The sequence below is a fragment of the Candidatus Tisiphia endosymbiont of Thecophora atra genome, from assembly GCF_964026395.1.
GTDB lineage: Bacteria > Pseudomonadota > Alphaproteobacteria > Rickettsiales > Rickettsiaceae > Tisiphia.
The window spans coordinates 282632-302138 of the sequence record NZ_OZ032145.1 but is presented as its reverse complement, the minus strand read 5'-3'; the positions used below and the strand labels follow the sequence as shown (position 1 = coordinate 302138).

The 19507-nt window shown below is 33.1% G+C and carries 19 protein-coding genes; 11 read left to right on the top strand and 8 right to left on the bottom strand.

The genetic code is table 11. From position 1 onward, the window contains the following. Positions 1-318: 318 nt before the first annotated feature. Both AAGD45_RS01420 and AAGD45_RS01415 read right to left on the bottom strand, forming a co-directional pair. Positions 319-1155 carry a hypothetical protein gene (locus AAGD45_RS01420; protein ID WP_341761680.1) on the bottom strand — a complete coding sequence of 279 codons (837 nt, stop codon included), beginning with the start codon at positions 1153-1155 and terminating at the stop codon, positions 319-321. Between the two features lie 421 nt (positions 1156-1576). Beyond that, positions 1577-3265 carry a peptidylprolyl isomerase gene (locus tag AAGD45_RS01415; protein WP_341761679.1) on the bottom strand — a complete coding sequence of 563 codons (1689 nt, stop codon included), beginning with the start codon at positions 3263-3265 and terminating at the stop codon, positions 1577-1579. Between the two features lie 76 nt (positions 3266-3341). Here AAGD45_RS01415 and AAGD45_RS01410 point away from each other — a divergent pair, with 76 nt between their 5' ends. The 4 genes from AAGD45_RS01410 (at position 3342) to AAGD45_RS01395 (ending at position 6514) form a co-directional block, all read left to right on the top strand. Then, entirely contained in the window at positions 3342-4082 is a 741-nt protein-coding gene (locus tag AAGD45_RS01410) for a triose-phosphate isomerase family protein (protein ID WP_341761678.1), read from the top strand. Continuing rightward, positions 4079-4384: a preprotein translocase subunit SecG gene (gene secG, locus AAGD45_RS01405; RefSeq protein WP_341755495.1), complete on the top strand. Its 306-nt coding sequence runs from the start codon at positions 4079-4081 to the stop codon at positions 4382-4384. The genes AAGD45_RS01410 and secG overlap by 4 nt, the downstream gene beginning before the upstream one ends. A gap of 17 nt (positions 4385-4401) precedes the next feature. Further along, positions 4402-5235: a 3-deoxy-8-phosphooctulonate synthase gene (gene kdsA, locus AAGD45_RS01400; RefSeq protein WP_341761677.1), complete on the top strand. Its 834-nt coding sequence runs from the start codon at positions 4402-4404 to the stop codon at positions 5233-5235. Positions 5236-5761: 526 nt separating this feature from the next. Then, entirely contained in the window at positions 5762-6514 is a 753-nt protein-coding gene (locus AAGD45_RS01395) for an HD domain-containing protein (RefSeq protein ID WP_341761676.1), read from the top strand. Here the strand turns inward: AAGD45_RS01395 and AAGD45_RS01390 are convergent. Both AAGD45_RS01390 and AAGD45_RS01385 read right to left on the bottom strand, forming a co-directional pair. Next, positions 6432-7766 (bottom strand): MFS transporter, encoded by a 1335-nt coding sequence (locus tag AAGD45_RS01390; RefSeq protein WP_341761675.1) that lies wholly within the window; start codon positions 7764-7766, stop codon positions 6432-6434. The genes AAGD45_RS01395 and AAGD45_RS01390 overlap by 83 nt on opposite strands. A gap of 34 nt (positions 7767-7800) precedes the next feature. Next, positions 7801-8610: a class I SAM-dependent methyltransferase gene (locus tag AAGD45_RS01385; protein ID WP_341761674.1), complete on the bottom strand. Its 810-nt coding sequence runs from the start codon at positions 8608-8610 to the stop codon at positions 7801-7803. Between the two features lie 237 nt (positions 8611-8847). Here AAGD45_RS01385 and ffh point away from each other — a divergent pair, with 237 nt between their 5' ends. Beyond that, positions 8848-10200, top strand: coding sequence for a signal recognition particle protein (ffh, locus tag AAGD45_RS01380; protein ID WP_341761673.1), 1353 nt, complete (start codon positions 8848-8850; stop codon positions 10198-10200). A gap of 29 nt (positions 10201-10229) precedes the next feature. Then, entirely contained in the window at positions 10230-11294 is a 1065-nt protein-coding gene (locus tag AAGD45_RS01375; RefSeq protein WP_341761672.1) for a hypothetical protein, read from the top strand. 5 nt (positions 11295-11299) lie between these two features. On the opposite strand, the gene AAGD45_RS01370 is transcribed toward AAGD45_RS01375, so the two are convergent. The 4 genes from AAGD45_RS01370 to rpmI form a co-directional block, all read right to left on the bottom strand. After that, complete coding sequence (locus AAGD45_RS01370; protein ID WP_341761671.1) at positions 11300-11935, bottom strand: hypothetical protein; 636 nt, start codon at positions 11933-11935, stop codon at positions 11300-11302. A 133-nt stretch (positions 11936-12068) separates the two neighbouring features. Then, positions 12069-12620, bottom strand: a complete 552-nt coding sequence (locus tag AAGD45_RS01365; protein ID WP_341761670.1) for a hypothetical protein — start codon at positions 12618-12620, stop codon at positions 12069-12071. A 570-nt stretch (positions 12621-13190) separates the two neighbouring features. Next, positions 13191-13547 carry a 50S ribosomal protein L20 gene (gene rplT, locus AAGD45_RS01360; protein ID WP_341747957.1) on the bottom strand — a complete coding sequence of 119 codons (357 nt, stop codon included), beginning with the start codon at positions 13545-13547 and terminating at the stop codon, positions 13191-13193. A 27-nt stretch (positions 13548-13574) separates the two neighbouring features. Continuing rightward, positions 13575-13778: a 50S ribosomal protein L35 gene (rpmI, locus tag AAGD45_RS01355; protein ID WP_341747956.1), complete on the bottom strand. Its 204-nt coding sequence runs from the start codon at positions 13776-13778 to the stop codon at positions 13575-13577. Positions 13779-14306: 528 nt separating this feature from the next. Here rpmI and AAGD45_RS01350 point away from each other — a divergent pair. From AAGD45_RS01350 to AAGD45_RS01330, 5 genes are all read left to right on the top strand, one after another. Continuing rightward, entirely contained in the window at positions 14307-15548 is a 1242-nt protein-coding gene (locus AAGD45_RS01350; RefSeq protein WP_341761669.1) for an MFS transporter, read from the top strand. A gap of 87 nt (positions 15549-15635) precedes the next feature. Further along, entirely contained in the window at positions 15636-16136 is a 501-nt protein-coding gene (hscB, locus tag AAGD45_RS01345; RefSeq protein WP_341761668.1) for a Fe-S protein assembly co-chaperone HscB, read from the top strand. Next, positions 16127-17932 carry a Fe-S protein assembly chaperone HscA gene (hscA, locus tag AAGD45_RS01340; protein ID WP_341761667.1) on the top strand — a complete coding sequence of 602 codons (1806 nt, stop codon included), beginning with the start codon at positions 16127-16129 and terminating at the stop codon, positions 17930-17932. The genes hscB and hscA overlap by 10 nt, the downstream gene beginning before the upstream one ends. A 28-nt stretch (positions 17933-17960) precedes the next feature. Beyond that, positions 17961-18293 (top strand): ferredoxin family 2Fe-2S iron-sulfur cluster binding protein, encoded by a 333-nt coding sequence (locus AAGD45_RS01335; protein ID WP_341751628.1) that lies wholly within the window; start codon positions 17961-17963, stop codon positions 18291-18293. A 13-nt stretch (positions 18294-18306) separates the two neighbouring features. Further along, a complete protein-coding gene (locus AAGD45_RS01330; RefSeq protein WP_341761666.1) occupies positions 18307-19377 on the top strand; it encodes a hypothetical protein in 1071 nt (356 codons plus the stop codon). Positions 19378-19507: the final 130 nt, after the last annotated feature.

The window sequence follows — 19507 nt, the reverse complement described above, 5'->3', positions numbered from 1 at the left end:
ATGAATAATATACTACTCGTAAATGAAGAGTTGATATACGATAGAATCAAAATCCTGATAGTAGCAAGAGTCAAAGGGTCTAGGTGCTAGGCGTACATATAGTACGTGGCTACCTACGAATACGTCTATAAAAGGCGTCTATAAAACGTCATTGCGAGGAGACCATAGGTCGACGAAGCAATATGACAAGCTTCATGGATTGCCACGCTCACGTACGTTCGCTCGCTAATAGACGGTTTAAACCTTACAACAATGCTTCGCTAATAGACGGTTTTTTAACTTTCAACAATTGTGGTATAACCACAAAGCTGAGCTTAATTATGATGATGTACAATCACCTAAAAGGTTGTTTTCATCAGATTCTGCTGATCTTGAAATATCAGGCACTACTGCAGCATATGGAGGAGGTGGAGCAACAGGTTTACGAGGTTTCAGATGAGAGTACATTGTATGGGATGTAGTTGTAATATTATTTTGAGGTAGTTGCAGGTATGGATGTTGATCAAGTGGTAGTACACTAGGTTGTGCAGAATCTGCTGCTGGATGGTTGTTATTAGTAACATACATATTATTACAGTTACTTGATCCTTCAAGAACAGTTGATAGGGGTAGTGCTGGAGCACTTGGTTCACGCTCACATTCAGCTTGATGTGCATCTAGTATTACTTTATATTCTTCCCGTTTAACTTCTAAATATTTATCCAAATTTTCAAAAAAAGTATTTTCTGTTATCCATATTCTACTTATCCATGGTGCACCCTTCTTAATTATATAGCTCAACCCAGCAATCTTCAGTGCTCCCTTAAAATCATGTTGGTCAATACATTTAAGTAACTTTCTAGCTTGAATTATTTCGTATATTTGGTCACTGCGTTCTTTAAACTTTTTACAATCAACTGTATTATACTTTGATAAGATAGATTGTTGACCATACAGACCATTTAAACTAGCTTTTAATTCCCGACTAGCTGATGATCTATCTTCCGTAGTTTTTACAAGATTACAACATTTTTCCAAATTAGCAGCCTGCAATATCTCAAGAACAGTACTATCAGTAGCAAATAACTTTTTAGCTCGTTCTGTCTTATCAATTTTATTCTCAAGTAATTGTTTTGCGGTAGAAAGCCTTGCTAATAACGTACGATCTTTTGACATAATAAACACATATTAAGATTATATTAATATGACATAATATAATCTTAATATATATTAATATGCAAGATTTAGTAACAATATAGTTAAAATTAATTATATAAATTGTCATATTTATATCATGATAACTCACCTTACGCGTAACCCCCATGGCAATTTAAAAGTCATAGAAAAAACAGCCTAGCGCTATTAGCGAGAAGCCACTTTGTGGCGACGAAGCAATCTACAAAAAATATAATAAGTAATTTGGATTGCCGCGTCGCCACAAAGTGGCTCCTCGCAATGACGTTTAACTAAAAGTTGTATACATCTTACTAATTTTGTGTGCATCACTTGGCACTACGTAGTCTTGCTAATAGACTCTTGTACTTTTCTGCAATTTTTAAATGCTATACGTAAGGTGAATGATAACATACAATATAAATCACATACTCTTTTGTTTCATTTTATTTTTCTTAATGGCATAGCTAATCAGCTCATCAATAACATTGTTTCTTATGGCTACTGCAATATCTACTTCATTTTTTTTCTGAATTTCTTGCCTTTTCGTCTTATCAATTCTTTTTGATTTTACATAAGCAAAATACGCCTTATCTTTTGACTGAAAAACTGGAGTATTGGAATCAATGTTAGTATTAAAAATTGCTGATAGTAATTCTGCTGGTAATTGCTGATTATTATGAACTTCATACCTAGAAAAAACTGTAGCTTGGTTGGTAGTAATGTCTAGAGGTTTTTTACTTTTACCAGGTTTATATTCTTTAGCAAGACTCTCTATGTTTCCTAAATTTATCTTTCTAATATATTGCTTATACCATAGTTCGTATACTTGATCCTTGACTGCTGAGAACTCTTGTAGTTTACTTGGCTGAATAGATTTAATCTCAACCAATATAAAAGCTCCTTTATCAGTTAGCTCCATTGGATATGATAATTCTCCTTCTGCAAGATCAAAAATACTGTCAGCATTTTGACCAAGATCAATATACAATCCACCTTTCAGCTGTTGGCGTTGTGGCACGATGGGACTTCGCGTAGGAACAACGGTTTTACTACGTTTCGTTCGATCGCCACTCGCAGGCTTAGCCAACTCTTGAAATTCATCTTGTATATTATTAGTTAAATCCTTATAACTTACAGAATCTAAATTCTGTATTGGTAATTCATATTTTCCAGCAATTTCTGTTAAACTTGAACCAGCTGCCACATCATCTTCTAGATTTTTTGCTAACAATAGCTTCAGCTCTTCTATTTTTTGTTGTTGCAATAATTCATTAACCTGTTTTCGTACCTCGCTAAATTTTTTATTAGCAAATTCTTCTTGGTTATCCTGATAAAATTTCAATAATTCTTCATCGCTATTATGAATTTGCTTACCTAACACTTCATTTGATATTTTTACATAAGACAAGCTACGTTTTTCCGGTATTTCAAATAACTCTTGGTTTTGCTTGTATAGCTCTTCTAACTCAGCCGGAGTTGCATAAGTCATAAACGCCCCTTTAGGTTGAGCTTTTAGGTCAATTTGCACAAGGTCAACATCTCTTGTTTCGGCCATATAGTCTACGATATTTTTGACCATTATTTTTGGTGTTTGAAATGATTCTATAAAAATACTAATTAGAGTATTCTTTAAGGTATGTTCTTTAACGTCAGATACATAGTCCTCCTCATTAATATAAGAATTTTTTAAAAAACCTTTAAAGAGTGCTATGTCAAATAGACCTTGCTCATTCTTAAAATCAGCAGATTCTTTAATAAACTGAATCACAGTATCATCAGTTATATCTAGATTATAATAGTGTACTAAATAGTTCATGATGCGATTATTGATAAGTTTTTTAATAATAAAACTATCAATATTCAACTGCTTTATATCTTCTTCACTAAGATGTGTTCCAGTTTGTTTTTGAATAACACGAATTTGTTCAGCTTTTGCTTTTAGAAAATCTTCTTCGCTAATAGTTTTTGTATCAGAAAATGTAATCAAATCAAAATTATTGCTAGTCTGTAATACATCTTTAATTCCCCATCCAACAAATGCAAAGGCAATCATTCCAAGTAAAACACGCATTACAAAACTATCAGCAGCGTTTCTAATATTATTTAACATAAATATAAATTTTTCTCTTCAAGTTTTTGTAGTATACTACAATAGTTCTGTACACTAATATCTGCAAGCGATTTTTATGAAAAAACTTATTATTGCTAACTGGAAAATGCATATAAGTTTAGATGATGCATTTAAATTTTGTGCTAGGCTGACAGAGCAGCAACATAACAACAAATTTATTATAGCTCCTCCTGCTCCATATCTTGCTTATTTATCTGATAAATTCAAATCTATAGAGTTTTGTGGACAAAATGTCAGTCAATTTGAAGGACAAGGAAGTTATACGGGAGAATATTCAAGCCTGCTACTGAAACTAAGTGGTATTAATTACGCTATTGTTGGTCATAGTGAACGTAGAAGTCTCTTTCAAGAATCCAATGAATTAATCAAACAAAAAGCAGAGAATTGCTTAAACGCCAAGATTAGCCCTATTATTTGTATCGGAGAAGACCTAGCTACACGAAGAAATAATAATTATAAAAATTTTTTATTAAAACAATTAGTGGAATCCCTGCCAAATGATACAATAGGGGAGGGGATAGATGTGATAATAGCGTATGAGCCGATTTGGACTATAGGAACAGGGATTATTCCTAACCAAGAAGAATTAATAGAGATATTTGATGTCCTCAATTATTTTCTTCAGCAAAGCCAAGTTGCAAATAATGTTAGCTTAGTGTATGGTGGATCTGTAAATTTAGGTAATATAGAAAAAATATTAAGTATACAGAATATTGATGGGGTTATGATTGGCAAATCTTCACTTGATTATCAAATTTTAGTTCAAATATTAAATTATAGGTTTTTTAAAAAATGATGAATATATTACTTTTTGTTCATATTGTAATAGCAATACTGCTAATTATCGTAATTCTGATGCAAAAGACTGGCAATGATGGGTTAAGTGGTATGAGCGGTGGTAGTGGTAATATGGGTGTTGTAACAGGCAGAACTGTAGCTAATTTCTTGACTAAAACCACGGTAGTGCTTGCCACCTTGTTTATAATTAATGCTATTATTCTTGCCAATCTGTCTTCTAAGAAAAACCTTGGGATAATTAAGAAAATTGAGCAAGTTGACGATAAACAAGAAGAGTCTAGCTTGCCAATTGCCAAGTAAAATTTAAGGACTAAGTTATGCAAAAAATAATTGATTTACATAATATCAAAATTGGTAATACCCTACCATTTGTGTTTATTGCTGGACCTTGTCAAATAGAAAATCTAGATCATGCATTATTTATGGCTGACAAGCTTGTGACCCTTACTGCTAAACTTAACATACCCTTTATCTATAAATCGTCATTCGATAAAGCCAATAGAACTTCAATAAATGGTATCCGGGGTAGCGGTCTTGAGAAAGGGATGGAAATTTTGTCTAAAGTAAAAACATACTTTAACTGCCCTATTCTTACTGACGTTCATACAGAGAATCAGTGTGCTAAAGTTGCTGAAATTGTTGATATAATCCAAATCCCTGCCTTCTTATGTAGACAAACAGATTTGCTGCATGCTGCAGCTATGACTAATAAGGTTGTTAATGTTAAAAAAGGTCAGTTTCTTGCCCCTTGGGATATGAAGAATGTGTATGCTAAACTTGAAGCGTTTGGTGCAAAGAATATCATGCTTACCGAACGGGGTGCATGTTTTGGTTACAACACACTAGTATCAGATATGCGTAGTTTGCCAATTATGGCAGAAACTAAGACTCCTGTAATTTTTGATGCCACCCATTCAGTTCAGCAACCAGGTGGCATAGGCAACAGTAGTGGTGGCGAAAGAAAATATGTTGAAATATTAGCAAGGGCAGCTGTTAGCGTCGGATTAGCAGGTGTTTTTATGGAAGTTCACCAAGACCCAAATAATGCCCCAAGTGACGGACCTTGTATGATCAAGCTGGATGATTTAGAACCTATATTGGTTAGGTTAAAGAGCTATGATGAGCTAACTAAAGCAATATTTAAGATATAACATAACCTCAAGTATTTATGTAAGACATCGGTTTAATAACCTAGGGTGTCCCTGCACCCATAGTACCTACATTTTTCTATATCATCATAGCAAGGCTCTTTAGATGCTCTAGGTAAACAGCGAAGCTGTTTTTTTGTAACGCTTCGCGTATCCTAGCACAACTGTTGAAAGTTAAAAAACCGTCATTGCGAGGAGTCGCTGTAAGCGACGACGTGGCAATCTTGTGAAGAAGAGCTTACTTCATGAGATCGCCACGGCGTCTATCGACGCCTCGCAATGACGGTTTTTTAACTTTCAACAGTTGTGCGTATCCTAGATTGCCGCGTCGCCGCTTTTTCGCGACTCCTCGCTAATAGACGCTCGGAAGACCTCTTAACAGCAGCAGCATAAAAAATGGTACTATGCTGTAATTTATACAACAAGATTAGAAGATATTGCATCTTTTTAAAAATAAAAAATAGTAAATGCTTTAAACAGTCGAAATTTTAGTTTAAAATGACTTTAGAATTAAAATATTATGGTTTTTATGGAAGATGTTAATAACTATTGGGATAATTCAAAATACCAGTATTGTGCATATGCTGAGAGGTTGCTTAATGAGTTAATTTCGCTAAATGAAAAAGTAAAGCAACCAATAGACATGTATGAAGTCAAAAAAGGCATCTACTATGCTAAAAAATATCATGGTAGTCAAATGAGGCAGTCCGGCGAGCCATATTACTCACACCCAATAGAGGTGGCATATATGGTAGCCCAGTACACAGCCCTAGAAATTCCACGATTGTTTAGAACTGACATGATTGTTACCGCATTACTGCACGATACCATTGAAGATACACAACTGACCGAACCCATGATTGCCTATATTTTTGGCAGCAAGGTGGCTAGTCAAGTAGAAGATTTGACTAGGGTTAAACCTAGTGGCAAGATTAGCTCGGCGGAAACATTAGATTTATTAATTCAACAAAAAAAATATAATGTAGCATTGATTAAAATTTTTGATCGGATTCATAATTTAGAAACTGTTGGTGTAAAATCTCCTGAAAAAATTAAGAAGATTATAGAAGAGACGGTAATACATTTTGTAACTTTAGCTATACATTTAGAAATACCAACAATAACAAAACAAATTATTGAACTATGCTGTCAACATTTATCTATTAAACATCCTTTATTGAAACAATGGAAAATTATGGTTAAAGATGATTTTCAGTTTCCCGAGACAACTTCTCAAAATGAAGTAGCCCAAATATATAACCAATACTTACTGGGATCATAATAAATAATAATCCTGGATAGCCAAAATATGTTGTTAAATAAATTAATCCAAAAGAACAAACAATAAAGACACCAGCCCGAGAAAAAGCATATATTAAACCGCTACATGTAAAACGTTTAAAGATAGGAAGGGCTTTAAGAATGATAGGAACAGCTGGTATAGTAGTTGGAGAAAAGACAACAATAAAACTCTGAATTAATAACATATTAAATGAGTTGGTGACATTTTTCAGTAAAAATGGAAAAATAAATATAAAAGGTAAAAAAATAAATAACTTTACTTTTAGTAATTTTAATGGATGTATTTTGTAACTTAGCCAAGCTAACATGCACCAAGGAAAAATTTGTATTATTGAGAGCATTAAATTTTGATGAATCACTTGTTCTGTACTAAAACAGAAAGAATTTTTTAGAATAGTACCACAAAAAAAATACGCAATGTAGAAATTTAATGGCCAAGAGCAATCTAATAAGAAATAAGCAAAGGCTGTTTTCTTATTCACCTTTTCATTAACAATGGGGTTATTATTTAATTTTTTAATATCCATATTAGCTTTTTCAAATACCCTTTTTAACTGAAGTTTTGCATCAGCAAATTCCGGAGTTTCTATTAAAATTCTTCTAGCAGTTCCTCCAATTATGGCTATTATTGTTCCAAACCAAAAAGCTATCCGCCAATTTACATTTCCTAAAGTTGCAAAACTTGCAACAATTAAGGCAATTGTTGTGCCTAAAAGCCCCATTACTTCAATAGTTGCTACAGCGGGATATTGAGCAGGCGGTTTCGTCATTTCTGTGACGTAAACCTCCGCACCAACTATTTCCCCAATAGAAGAGAGCCCCTGCATAACACGACATATAACCATACATACAGAAGCAGTATAACCCCATTGAGCGTAAGTTGGGAGATTAGCCATAGTGAAGCAACAGGCAGCCATAATACAAGTAGTTATAATGAAAGTTGATTTACGCCCTATATTGTCTCCTATATATCCAAATATTAATGCTCCTATAGGTCTAAGCACATATGATGAACAAAAAGCAGCTGCTGCGAGCAAAGTGGCAGTACTAGGATCTGTTTTTGGGAAAAATATCTCATTAAGGAATGTAGCCATGTGTACGTAAAGCATAAAATCAAAAAATTCTAAAAATGTGCCAATGGACAGCAATCCTACCGCTTCTTTTTGTTCTCTAGTTAAGCTTCTTTGTTCTTGCTGATATTTTAACATTATTTGCCTTGCATTTGCGTTCATTGAAATATATTTATGAGGGAGTAAATTATACTACTCATTGGAGTTTTCTCCCCCAAGATTGAAACACCCCACCTGCACTTTGTATAACCGTCTTATCTTGAATAATCTGATCCATTTCTTTTAGCATCTTTTCTATTTCTAAATTATCGATCAACTTATGCTTAATAAAATGTTCTTTTTCTTCTAACAGAGATAATTTTAATAATAATTTTTCTTCAGCCCCATTAAAAACTGGTTGATAAAAATCAAATTTTACATCTGTTAATTGAAGACTACACAAAGTATTAAATAGCTTTATACCATAAGAATAATCTACACTAAGTCTTTTTTCAATTTTATGTAATAATTCTTTATATTGTTCTATTGAACGAGCATATGGATAATTAAATATAGCTTTATAATCATGCTCTTCACATGCAATAGTTCCACCTAGCTTTAATAAACTTAACATATTATTTAAGGCTTTTTGAGGATGTGTTAGATGTATGAGTACAAACCTACAATATACGAGATCATATTGCTCATTACCCTGATAATCTTGTATATCTGCAACTTGGTATTCAACAATATCGATGTTTTTACTACTTAACTTACTTTTAGTAAGCTCTATCTGTTTCTGGCTTATATCTAGGCATAATAGTTTGCCATCTTGTCCAATTTTCTGATATATTACATCAATAGACTCCCCCGATCCACAACCAATAATCGCTACTTTCATACTAGGGCGAAGTTCTAACCTGTCTAATAGAATATTAGTATATTTACCATATATTTTATTCAGAATACTAAGCCTATAATCCGTTTCATTGCCAGTTGCCAAAATATAGCTATTCTTTTTTACCATTATATTTTATATATCTATTTTTTAGTAAATATATTGCTGATTTGGTTTATTGATAGCAAGAGAAAATAATATAGAAAATTGAAATAATAAATTCTTGGTTGTAACAATATCACTAGTTCTCAATAGAATCTGAAAATTTTATTTCACAAATTAATTACTATTTTTTTTGCTAATATGCTTAGTGATTATTAGTAAATATGCTACAATGCGGTGAATTCAAGTAATTTATTACATTTTATGTTTCAAACATTAACTCAAAATCTAACGAAAATTTTTGATCGTATCAAAAGAAGTGGTACTTTATCGGAATCCCAAATAAACGATACTATGCGTGATATTAGGATTGCCCTTCTTGAAGCAGATGTTGCACTACCGGTAGTTAAGGATTTTATTGCTGAAGTAACATTAAAAGCTACAGGGCAGGAAGTCATAAAATCAGTAGCCCCAGGGCAGATGATAGTAAAGATTGTCCATAATGAGTTAATCAATATATTATCCTCGTCTCTAGATGAAAGTAGTTTACAGCTTAAATCTGAACCGCCGGTAAATATTTTAATGGTTGGTCTACAAGGCAGTGGAAAAACTACAGCAAGTGCCAAATTAGCACTTAGGCTAAAAAATCAAAATAAAAAGGTACTTTTAGTCTCTCTTGATATTTATAGACCAGGTGCTCAAGAACAGTTAACTATCCTTGGTAAATCTATAGGGGTAGATTGTTTAACTATTGTCCCCAACCATACTCCTATAGATATTACGAAAAGAGCTTTACACGAGTCAAAATTATCTGCCTATGACGTCGTTATTTATGATACAGCAGGTAGGTCGCAAATCGATGATGAAATGATGAAAGAAGCATCAAATATAAAAAATTTAATAGATCCAAAAGAGATAATTTTGGTGGTTGATGCAATGACTGGGCAAGATTCGGTGCTTATAGCCAGCAATTTTGATCAAAAATTAGGGATTACCGGCGTAATTTTATCCTGTATTGATGGCGATGCCAAAGGTGGGGCGGCTCTAAGCATTAAACATGTTACCAAGAAACCTATTAAGTTCTTAAGCGCTGGCGAGAAATTGACAACTCTAGAATTATTTGACCCAGAACGCATAGCTTCAAGAATATTAGATATGGGAGATATCATCTCCTTCGTTGAAAAAGCAGCAAGCATAATAGACAATCAAGAGGCAGAAAGAGCGGCTGCTAGACTTAAAAAGGGTAATTTTGATTTGGAAGATTATCTAACGCAAATGAGGAGTATAAAGAAACTAGGTGGATTCAGCAGTATGATGAGTATGTTGCCTGGTATTAATAAAATTATCGATAAAATCGATCAATCGAAATTAAGTGGCAAATTAATAGACCACCAAGAAGCAATAATTTTATCTATGACCCAAAAAGAACGAAAAAACCCAGATTTGCTAAATGCCTCACGTCGAAAACGTATCGCTGAAGGCTCTGGAACATCAGTCCAAAAAGTGAATAGCCTATTGAAGCAATTTAAACAAATAAGTGGTTTCATGAAAAAGGCAAGCAATATGAATCCCAAAAGCCTAATGCGTAGTGGTATAGGCAACTTATTTAAATTATGATAATCTGAATTAGCAGGACTGGAGATTAAATGCTTAGCAAGGTATATAACGATCTTATTTTACAGATTAAAGCTAATAAATATGATTTTCTAAGGTTTGATCTGATTAAGCAAGATGCCATAAAGGATCTCGCAGCTCGGCTTGCTTTAAAATATGATATTGTGGTAGTTATAGGTTTTGGTGCATCTTCTCTAAATGTTAGAGCATTATTAAGTATAAAGGCAGTAGCTACTAAAAGGCTAATATATCTTGATAGTTTAGATCAGTTGGAAATTGATGAGAAACTGGCATTAGTTGATTTAAGTAAAGCCGTCTTTTTCTCATTGAGTAAATCTGGGAACACAAATGAAACCTATTTATTAACTAAGTATGTTTTAGAAGTTTTACACGTTCCCCCTCAAAATATTTATGTAATAGTACCGTTTAGTAATAATTTATTACGTAATTTAGCAGAGTCTTTTGGTACAAATTGTCTAGAACATGATAACATTCGTAGTGGAAGATTTGGCGTAATTTCTAATGCATCTTTGCTCCCAACCGCAGTTGCAGGAGTTGATGTACATAAAGTCGTACTAGCTGCTTCAAAAAAAATATCAGATATTATTCTTGATGGATTTAATATTTGTGAGATAGCGGAGTATTACCTTAATCAATATTCTTTAAATAGACATATGTTAGTTATGTTTAATTATTGTTATCAATTAGATGGTCTATGTAGATGGCAACAACAAATTATAGCTGAATCACTTGGTAAGAATGGTTTTGGTATAACTCCTATAATAGCAAAAGGAACATTTGATCAACACAGTCAATTGCAGCTTTATTTAGAAGGTCCGGATGATAAATTTTATCAAGTTATTACTAACAAAGCAAGCTCAGATATTGAAATAGCTCTAGCTGCTCATGCTAATAATATATATAATGCATTAGGTCAAGTCAAACGACCAGTGATGCTAGAGAATTTTGTACATATCGATGAACAGGTAATTGTAGATCAAATTATTCACGTAATGTTGAGTACTATCCTAATTGCAAATCACCTAAAAATCGATCCATTCAACCAGCCATCTGTGGATGAATATAAGAAGGTATAACAAACCTATTTCGCATCAGGAAGATCTGCAAGTGCTGAATTAAACAATATAGAAAGATTTTTCTTATCCACTTTGTCATTATCAGAAAAACTAGCAATAGTGGTGTCAATCATATCACTAGACAGTCCTACCGAGTGTGTCCATAGTACCCTACCAGTTGGTACATCAAGAATAGCTAATCTAACTCGCGAAAATTCTGATGGGTCTAAATTGACTCTACCAGTTATACATCCCTTCAAAATCTCTGTACAAAAATCCTTAGTTACTGCACCAGATGTTTTACTCTCCGCATAGAAATTCATTACAACTAGTAAATCAGCTCCAGCTTTCTCACCAAGATCAACTGCAGAAGAAATTTTTTCATCAATAGAATATGCCGCATCCTCTTTCCAAGCTCCACTAGCATAGAGTATATTTAGAGTTTCATCAAAATTATCCTTAATGTCAACGACGTATTTTGACAGTTTGTTAGTACCAATTTCTGTTCTAGAGAAAAGTTTAATATTATACCCTTTGTCCTGCATTTTGGTTATGAATGTATCTACAATATTTTCTTCAAGGCGATCCTCATAACTATAAACTCTCGTTTTTTTGTTAAAAGCATCAATTTGATTTACTTCAACTATTGGTGGTAAAAGCAAAACAATTCTGGACTTAGTTAGTGATTGCGAATAATCAGGTGCAGATCTAACAAAAGTCGTCTTAGTACAAGCCGATGTAGAAAAAAACAGTAAAATTATAAAGAAAATTCTGACCATTAACTATGTATTTTTATTAATTTTTATATGTAGCTGGAATGAGTCTAGATCTCTTCTCAGAAAGAATAACTAGAACATCTTGCCCCTCATTTATCACAGGATTAGTTTTATCTTCTCTAGCCTGCACAATGGTGATAATACCTGTTGCACGTACGGCTGCTATAGCATTTCTTAGAAGTCTGCTACCTTCGTAATAATCGTCTTTCAAATTCGATCTATTAACCTGTACGATATATTCTGTACCTTTTGATGCCCCCAAAGCAGATTGCATTATTGCACCAGTAACACCTCCAACAATAGCACCACCAACAATTATAGCCGCGTTATTAGTTCCGCTAGCAGCAACCGCCCCACCAGCGACAGCACCAGTTAGACCACCAACTGCATTATCACCAAGTCTTTCATCCTCCGTGATTTTGATATCTCTTTTGGCAAGAAGCTTTCCTTCCAATACAATATTTAATGTTGAATCACTAGTATATGTATTTGCCGCAAGATTCCGACCACAACTAGAAATAGTAGAAGCAATTATAAGAATCAAAAAAGTATATAAAAGTTTTTTAATCATAAAATTATTATTTTTATATTGCTAATAAAATTTAAGAATGAATTAATAAGTAAGATTATACTAAATGTACAAAGATACATGCAATAAATTACTATCTCCAGTTGCCAATTAAACTGAATAATTTTTGAGGAATTTTTAGGGAAAATGTAGCTGAATACCGCAAGCAGTACGCAGATGTATGTAAGAAACGGAAGCAAATTTTGACGACAAAATTACCACAAAGAATCCGTTCACAACACTATCATTACTTTGATGACAAAACTACTTCTAAGTTGTATTTCTAAATTGCACGCAACAATAGACCTATTACAGAATCCTCTTCTGCGGAATTTGCAGGAGAGCCGAAACCTTAACCCGCAAGCAGTATAACAAATATACGTGAGGATTTGAGTCTAATCCCAACGCCCAAATTACCAGCAAAAGTAGAATGATCCAAGAGGTTTAATACCATTTCCCAAAATTAAATTGCTACTCGGAGTACGAGTGTCGGCTACCTTCGCGTACAGTGAGGAGCGGAGATCATGAAGTACGACGACGTGATGATTAATTTTCGGAAATGGTATAATAAGTCTATTGCAGATGAGTCTTTACCTGCACCACTATATCTGCAAAACCTTGTGGGTTGTTAACTGCCAATTCAGCTAGCACCTTGCGATCGATATCTATGGCAGCTTTTTTCAGCCCACCCATAAACTGTGAATATACTAAATCATGCTCGCGTACTGCTGCATTGATTCTTTGTATCCAAAGCCCTCTAAAATCACGCTTACGATTTCTACGATCTCTATAAGCATATTGTAGAGCTTTTTCAACTTTTTCAATTGCTACCCTAAAGCAATTATTCGATCTTCCCCTATAACCTTTAGCAAGTTTGAGAATTTTTTTATGACGATTTTTTGAAACTTTTCCTGATTTTACTCGTGACATATCTCACCTATTTCCTTATTTAAATTATTAAATTCCATATGGAAGAAAGAATTTTTTCAAGTTCTTTGCATCTTGATCGCAGAGAATTGTTGTTCCTCTAAGGTTACGAAGCTGAGATTTTGTACGACGTCGCATAAAGTGCTTTTTTCCAGCTTGAGTGGCACAGACTTTGCCAGTAGCAGTAAGCTTAAAGCGCTTTTTTACCGCTGATTTTGTTTTTAATTTAGGCATTATAATTCCTTTATTTGGTATTTTAAGATCAGTCTAGCAAAAACTAGGCATACCAAAGCCACGTTGCTAATAAACGTAAGTATAATATTTTTAAGCATTATTGCAAGTCAATTTTGCAAATATTTTGGCAGGGCAGTTTAAAAGTCCTAACTAATGATAGAAAAGTTTGTTTTTTAAAATGCATAAATGTCTATTAGCGAGGAGCCGCAAAGCGGCGACGTGGCAATCCAAAAGTTGCAGTGGCAAAAAATAAAACAGCGAGCTGTTTATTTGGATCACCACGCCACTTTGTGGCTCGCGATGACAACTATTTATTTCTATAATTTAGTATTTTCTATCATTAGTTGGGATTTTTAAACTGCCCTGCATGAGGTTAGCATATTAACTATATGAAATTATTAAAAAAGCTGTATTACTAAATAAATATACGTAATACGCGAATTCGGGATAAGAATTAACTAATTCTTATCCCGAATTGGGGTGTAATGTCTAGATAATTGTTTGAAAAGATGGATATCACTCCTGAATATGCTAACTAATCATACACGTTCTTATTTTATTTGTTTATTCTTGCTAGGAATAGTTGCAGGGGTAAATTTTTCTTTAGTATCATTTACTATTCATTACCAATTATCACAGGCGGGATATTCAACTGATATTATTGGTGCAATGTTTCTAACATCTATTCCATATTGCTTAAAACCAATATGGGCACCGTTTATTGATAAATATTCTATACCTGTTATATGTCGAAAATTTGGTCAACGTCGTGGATGGACACTAGTTACCCAAGCATGTTTATTAGTCACTATTAGTGGATTTTTAATTATAGATCCCCCTGTTAACATAATTATTACCGCAATTTTAATTTTTATTATTTCCTGTTGTGCAGCAACTCAAGATGTTGTTTTAGATGCATACCGTATAGAACGGACTGTAAAAAAAGAAGATCTCTCAATTGCTACAACTTTTAATTCAACTGGTTTTCGCATAGGAATACTTATTAATAGTACAGGGGCATTATATTTATCTTGCCTCTTTAATTGGTACTTTGTATATCTATGTATCTTTCTTATAACAATGGCTGCACCTATAATAACCTTATATATGCAAGAACCTATTACAAAAAAAACTCAACACATCTCTACTGATTTAATTTCACCTGCACAATATTTTCAAGTCATTGGTGATAGCTTACTATTGTTAAAACGAAATCATCCAAATTGGATGTTCATTATACTGTTTGTCTTTCTATATAAAGCAAGCGACTCAATTCCTATGGCAATGAGTTCGCCAGTGTTTATTGACTTGTCTTTTACCTCTCAAGAAATTGCTTCTATTTCAAAAGCATATGGATTCATGCTAATGATCTCTGGAGGAGTCATTAGCGGCATTTTAACTGCAAAAATAGGAATATCCCGAAGCATCCTAATATGTGGTAGTCTACAATTACTGTCACCCTTAATGTTTGTGTTCTTATCTATGGTAGGTCATGATATGCTTATATTTACTATAACAATTACTGTACAGAATTTTTGTTGCGGGCTTGGTAATACAGCGATTCTTATTTATTTTTCTAGTTTATGTAGTAGCGAATTGATAGCCACACAATACTCAATTATATCTTCTTTTGGCTCCTTCGTCCGGATTATTTTATCCTTTTTATCTGGTATTTGTGCAAATTATATGGACTGGCCTCAACTTTTTTTATTGACTACGTTATTTAGCATGTTATTTGTACCAGCCTTTTTAAGGATACGTAAGATTTAATAGATTTGATACTTTACTATGCTATACTGTCTATGATTTCAAGAGTTGACAAATTCTTATCCCAAATTCGCGTTACTAGAAGTGATTATGAGCAGTTATTTTGAGTTATTAGATGTAGAACGAAAATATAATATTGACTTAAATATATTGGATCGCCAATATTTTGCTGCACAGTCAAAATATCATCCAGATAGAGCTAAAACTAACAATGCGAGGCAAGAAAATTTGGCTATCTCTATTGATATAAATAAAGCTTATTCAATTCTTAAAGATGATTTAGCACGAGCTGAGTATCTTCTACTTTTAAACAATATAGTCTTGGATGAAATAACGGTTAGGCAAGGTATCTCAAAGGAACAATTAAATGTTGTGTGGAGTGAATTAGAACTTGTTGAAACTACTCAAGAATTAACTAAGTTAGAGCATATGCTAAATAACAAAATCCTTGAAAAAGAAAAACTTATTGAATCTCTAACTATTGCATTTCAAGATCAAAATATGCAAGACGCTCTTGATATTACCATAAAATTTAAATATCTTAAAAATTTAATTAATAATATTCAACTAAAAATCAAGTCATGCAAATAATAGAAATTAGCGAAGCTGGCTCTTCTAACCCACATGATAAGGATATAGCAGTTGGTATTGATTTTGGTACAACCAACTCATTGATTGCTTTATCAAATAAACAAATAATACAAATTATCATAGATGATCATGGCCGAGGACTTATACCATCAGTTATAGCATTTCATGGTAAAGACTTTATTGTGGGCAATGATAATATAATTGACAATTTTCGTTCTATTAAAAGACTTTTTGGTAAAAAACTATCTGATATACGCAACAACCCTGTTCTTTTTACTCTAGTGAAAGACTATATTGATTTAGATAGTGAAATTTTACGAATAAGGTTTGCTGGAAAATTACTGACGATTCCAGAAGTTGCTGGGCAAATCTTTTTGTACTTAAAGAAACAGGCTACTCAAAAATTGAATTCGGAAGTCAAAAAAGCTGTAATAACCGTGCCAGCACATTTTAACGATGCTGCTAGAGGAGAAGTAATGCTGGCTGCAAAAATTGCAGGGTTTAGGGTATTACGGTTAATTGCAGAACCAACAGCAGCAGCTTATGCATATGGTTTAAATAAAGATAGTAGGGGGTGTTATTTAGTGTATGACCTAGGAGGTGGTACTTTTGATGTATCAATTCTAAATATGCAAACGGGCGTATTTCAGGTCATTGCCACTGGTGGAGATAATATTTTAGGTGGTGATGATATTGACCATTTAGTGATGAGGTATTTTTGTGATCAATATAAATTACTAGAATCTAGCGAATTAATAAAATTAGCAAAAAAAGCTAAAGAAACACTTAGTGGTCAAAATAAATTTGCTATGATATACGAGGAGGCGGCACTATTGGAGTTAGATATAGAGAATTTTGAGCAGTTAATATTACCATTGGTAGAACATACAATATCTATTACTAAAGATACGCTAGAGCATGCAGGAAATCCTAATATTTCGGGTATCATCCTTGTTGGTGGTTCAACTCGCATACCCTTAATTAGTAGAAGTTTAGCGAAAACCTTTGGTGCTGCTATTTTTGCAGATATTAACCCAGATAAAGCTGTAGTATGGGGAGCAGCCCTGCAGGCAGAGAACCTAACTTCGGCAAATGTTAATTCCTTATTAATCGATGTAGTTCCTTTGTCACTCGGTATCGAATTAAATGGTGGTATTACTGAAAAAATCATTCTTCGTAATAGCCCCATACCGATATCGGTTACTAAGGAGTTCACCACTTATGTAGATAACCAAACTTCTATGAAGCTACATGTGGTACAGGGAGAGAGAGAAATGGTAGAAGATTGTAGATCACTGGCAAAATTTGAACTAAAATTACCACTAATGAAAGCAGGGGGAGTAAGAGCAGAAGTAACATTTTCTATTGATGCAGATGGTATCTTGTCAGTATCAGCTCTAGAAAAAAATAGTGGTATATCACATGCTGTTTCGTTAAAACCAAGTTATGGTTTAAACGAAAGTGAAATTACCGAAATTCTAGAAAATGCTTATCAAAATGCTGCTAGTGATCATAATAAGAAATTATTGCAAGAAACAATTATTCATACAAAATCTTTGATTTATAATATAGAAAATGCTATTAGAGAAACGCCGAATATTCTTGCAAAGAATGAAATGGAAAAAATTGATACTGCAATTAACACTCTGAAAGAAGCAATAGATTCAAATGATCGTGATTACATTATAGAATGTAGCAAAATTTTTGAGACTATAACAGAGCATTTCTTTTATGAAAGATTAAATAGTGCTACTTTAGACTTACTGAAAGGTAAGCATATTGATAAAATAACCTGATTGTTTTAAAAAAGAGGAATGATAATTAATGCCTAAAGTAATTTTTATTATAGACAAAGATGGTACAGAAAAAATAGTGGATGCCCCTCTCGGATTGTCTATTTTGGAAATTGCTCATCAAAATGACATCGATCTTGAAGGTGCATGCGAAGGATCACTAGCATGTGCCACTTGCCATGTTATTGTAGATGAGGAATTTTACCACAAATTAAAAAATCCTTCTGAAGCAGAAGAAGATATGCTTGACTTAGCGTTTGGTCTTACCCATACTTCAAGACTTGGTTGTCAGATTATTGTTAGCGAAGAACTTGACGGTATAAGGGTTCGCTTGCCATCTGCTACCCGTAATATTAACTTATAATTGAGTATATAGAGTGATACGTAAAATTTTATTTTTTATTTGTTTAATTTACACCATAATATGGTTTGCCATTGCTTATACTATCAAAAGCAATATAGTAAATACTATAAAGAATTCAGAGACAGATAATACTAAAATATCTTATAGCCAAATCAAAGTTTCTGGCTTTCCTATTCGCTTTCAAATTCGTTTAGTTGAGCCAAAAATAAAATTTATCGATCATGTTAATTCCAAAGAGATATCTACTGAGGAAATGACATTTTTGTTTGATTTTAGTTTTAAAAAGGCTAGATTGATTTTAGGAGGACAAGGGATAAAACAACAAGAGAATTTTGATGGTAAATTAATAGAGTATAGTGTTCAGTCCAAGGAATATATTACAGCACTAGTTAAATTTAATAAACCTATATATAAATTATCCCATGGAGATAGTTTTAAATCTATCGTAAAGTTTCTGCAAGTTAACAATAAATTATTATCCTTCATTCAGGAAGATAAGGAAATTTTTAATATTGCTGATTTAGTTTTTCTAATCAATAAGGCAAAATCTCAGGACGGTGAAAATATAGCTCTACAATTACGTTTGTTGTACTCTGCAGAGGAAGATTTTTTTAATTTCAAAACAGCACAGCTTGATTTAGCCACACTGATCAATATTGCTACTAACCAAGGTAAAGATACAAATTCTATCAAAAATTTAAATATCGATCGTTTAGTTTTTTCTTGTGATGATAATGCCCAAGTAGATTTGGTAGGGTTCTTACAATTTTTTGATAGTAAGTTACCAAAAGGTAAATTATCTTTTGAATTGACTAATTACCATGATATCATCGATAAATTGATTCCTAACAATTTGTTATTACCTAAAAAAATGGTCAAAACTATCATTGAGAAAGCTGTTGATTCTTCTTTATTTGGAGTAGTTAAGACAGATGATAATGAATTAGCAACTTATGAAAAGGTGAAATTTGATATTGAGTTTTCTGATAATGGTATACATATAGGTTCAATTAATTTGCTTGAGTTTAAACTAGAGGATAGTAAAGTAGATGAAACTATAGAAGAGAACAACACTGAAAGTTAACAAGAGTTCGATATAACTTGTTATACCATTTCCAAAAACTAATCATCACGTCGTCGTACTTCATGATCTCCGCTCCTCACGTACTAGTATGTACGATCCGGTGCTTGACACTCGTACTCCGAGTAGCAAT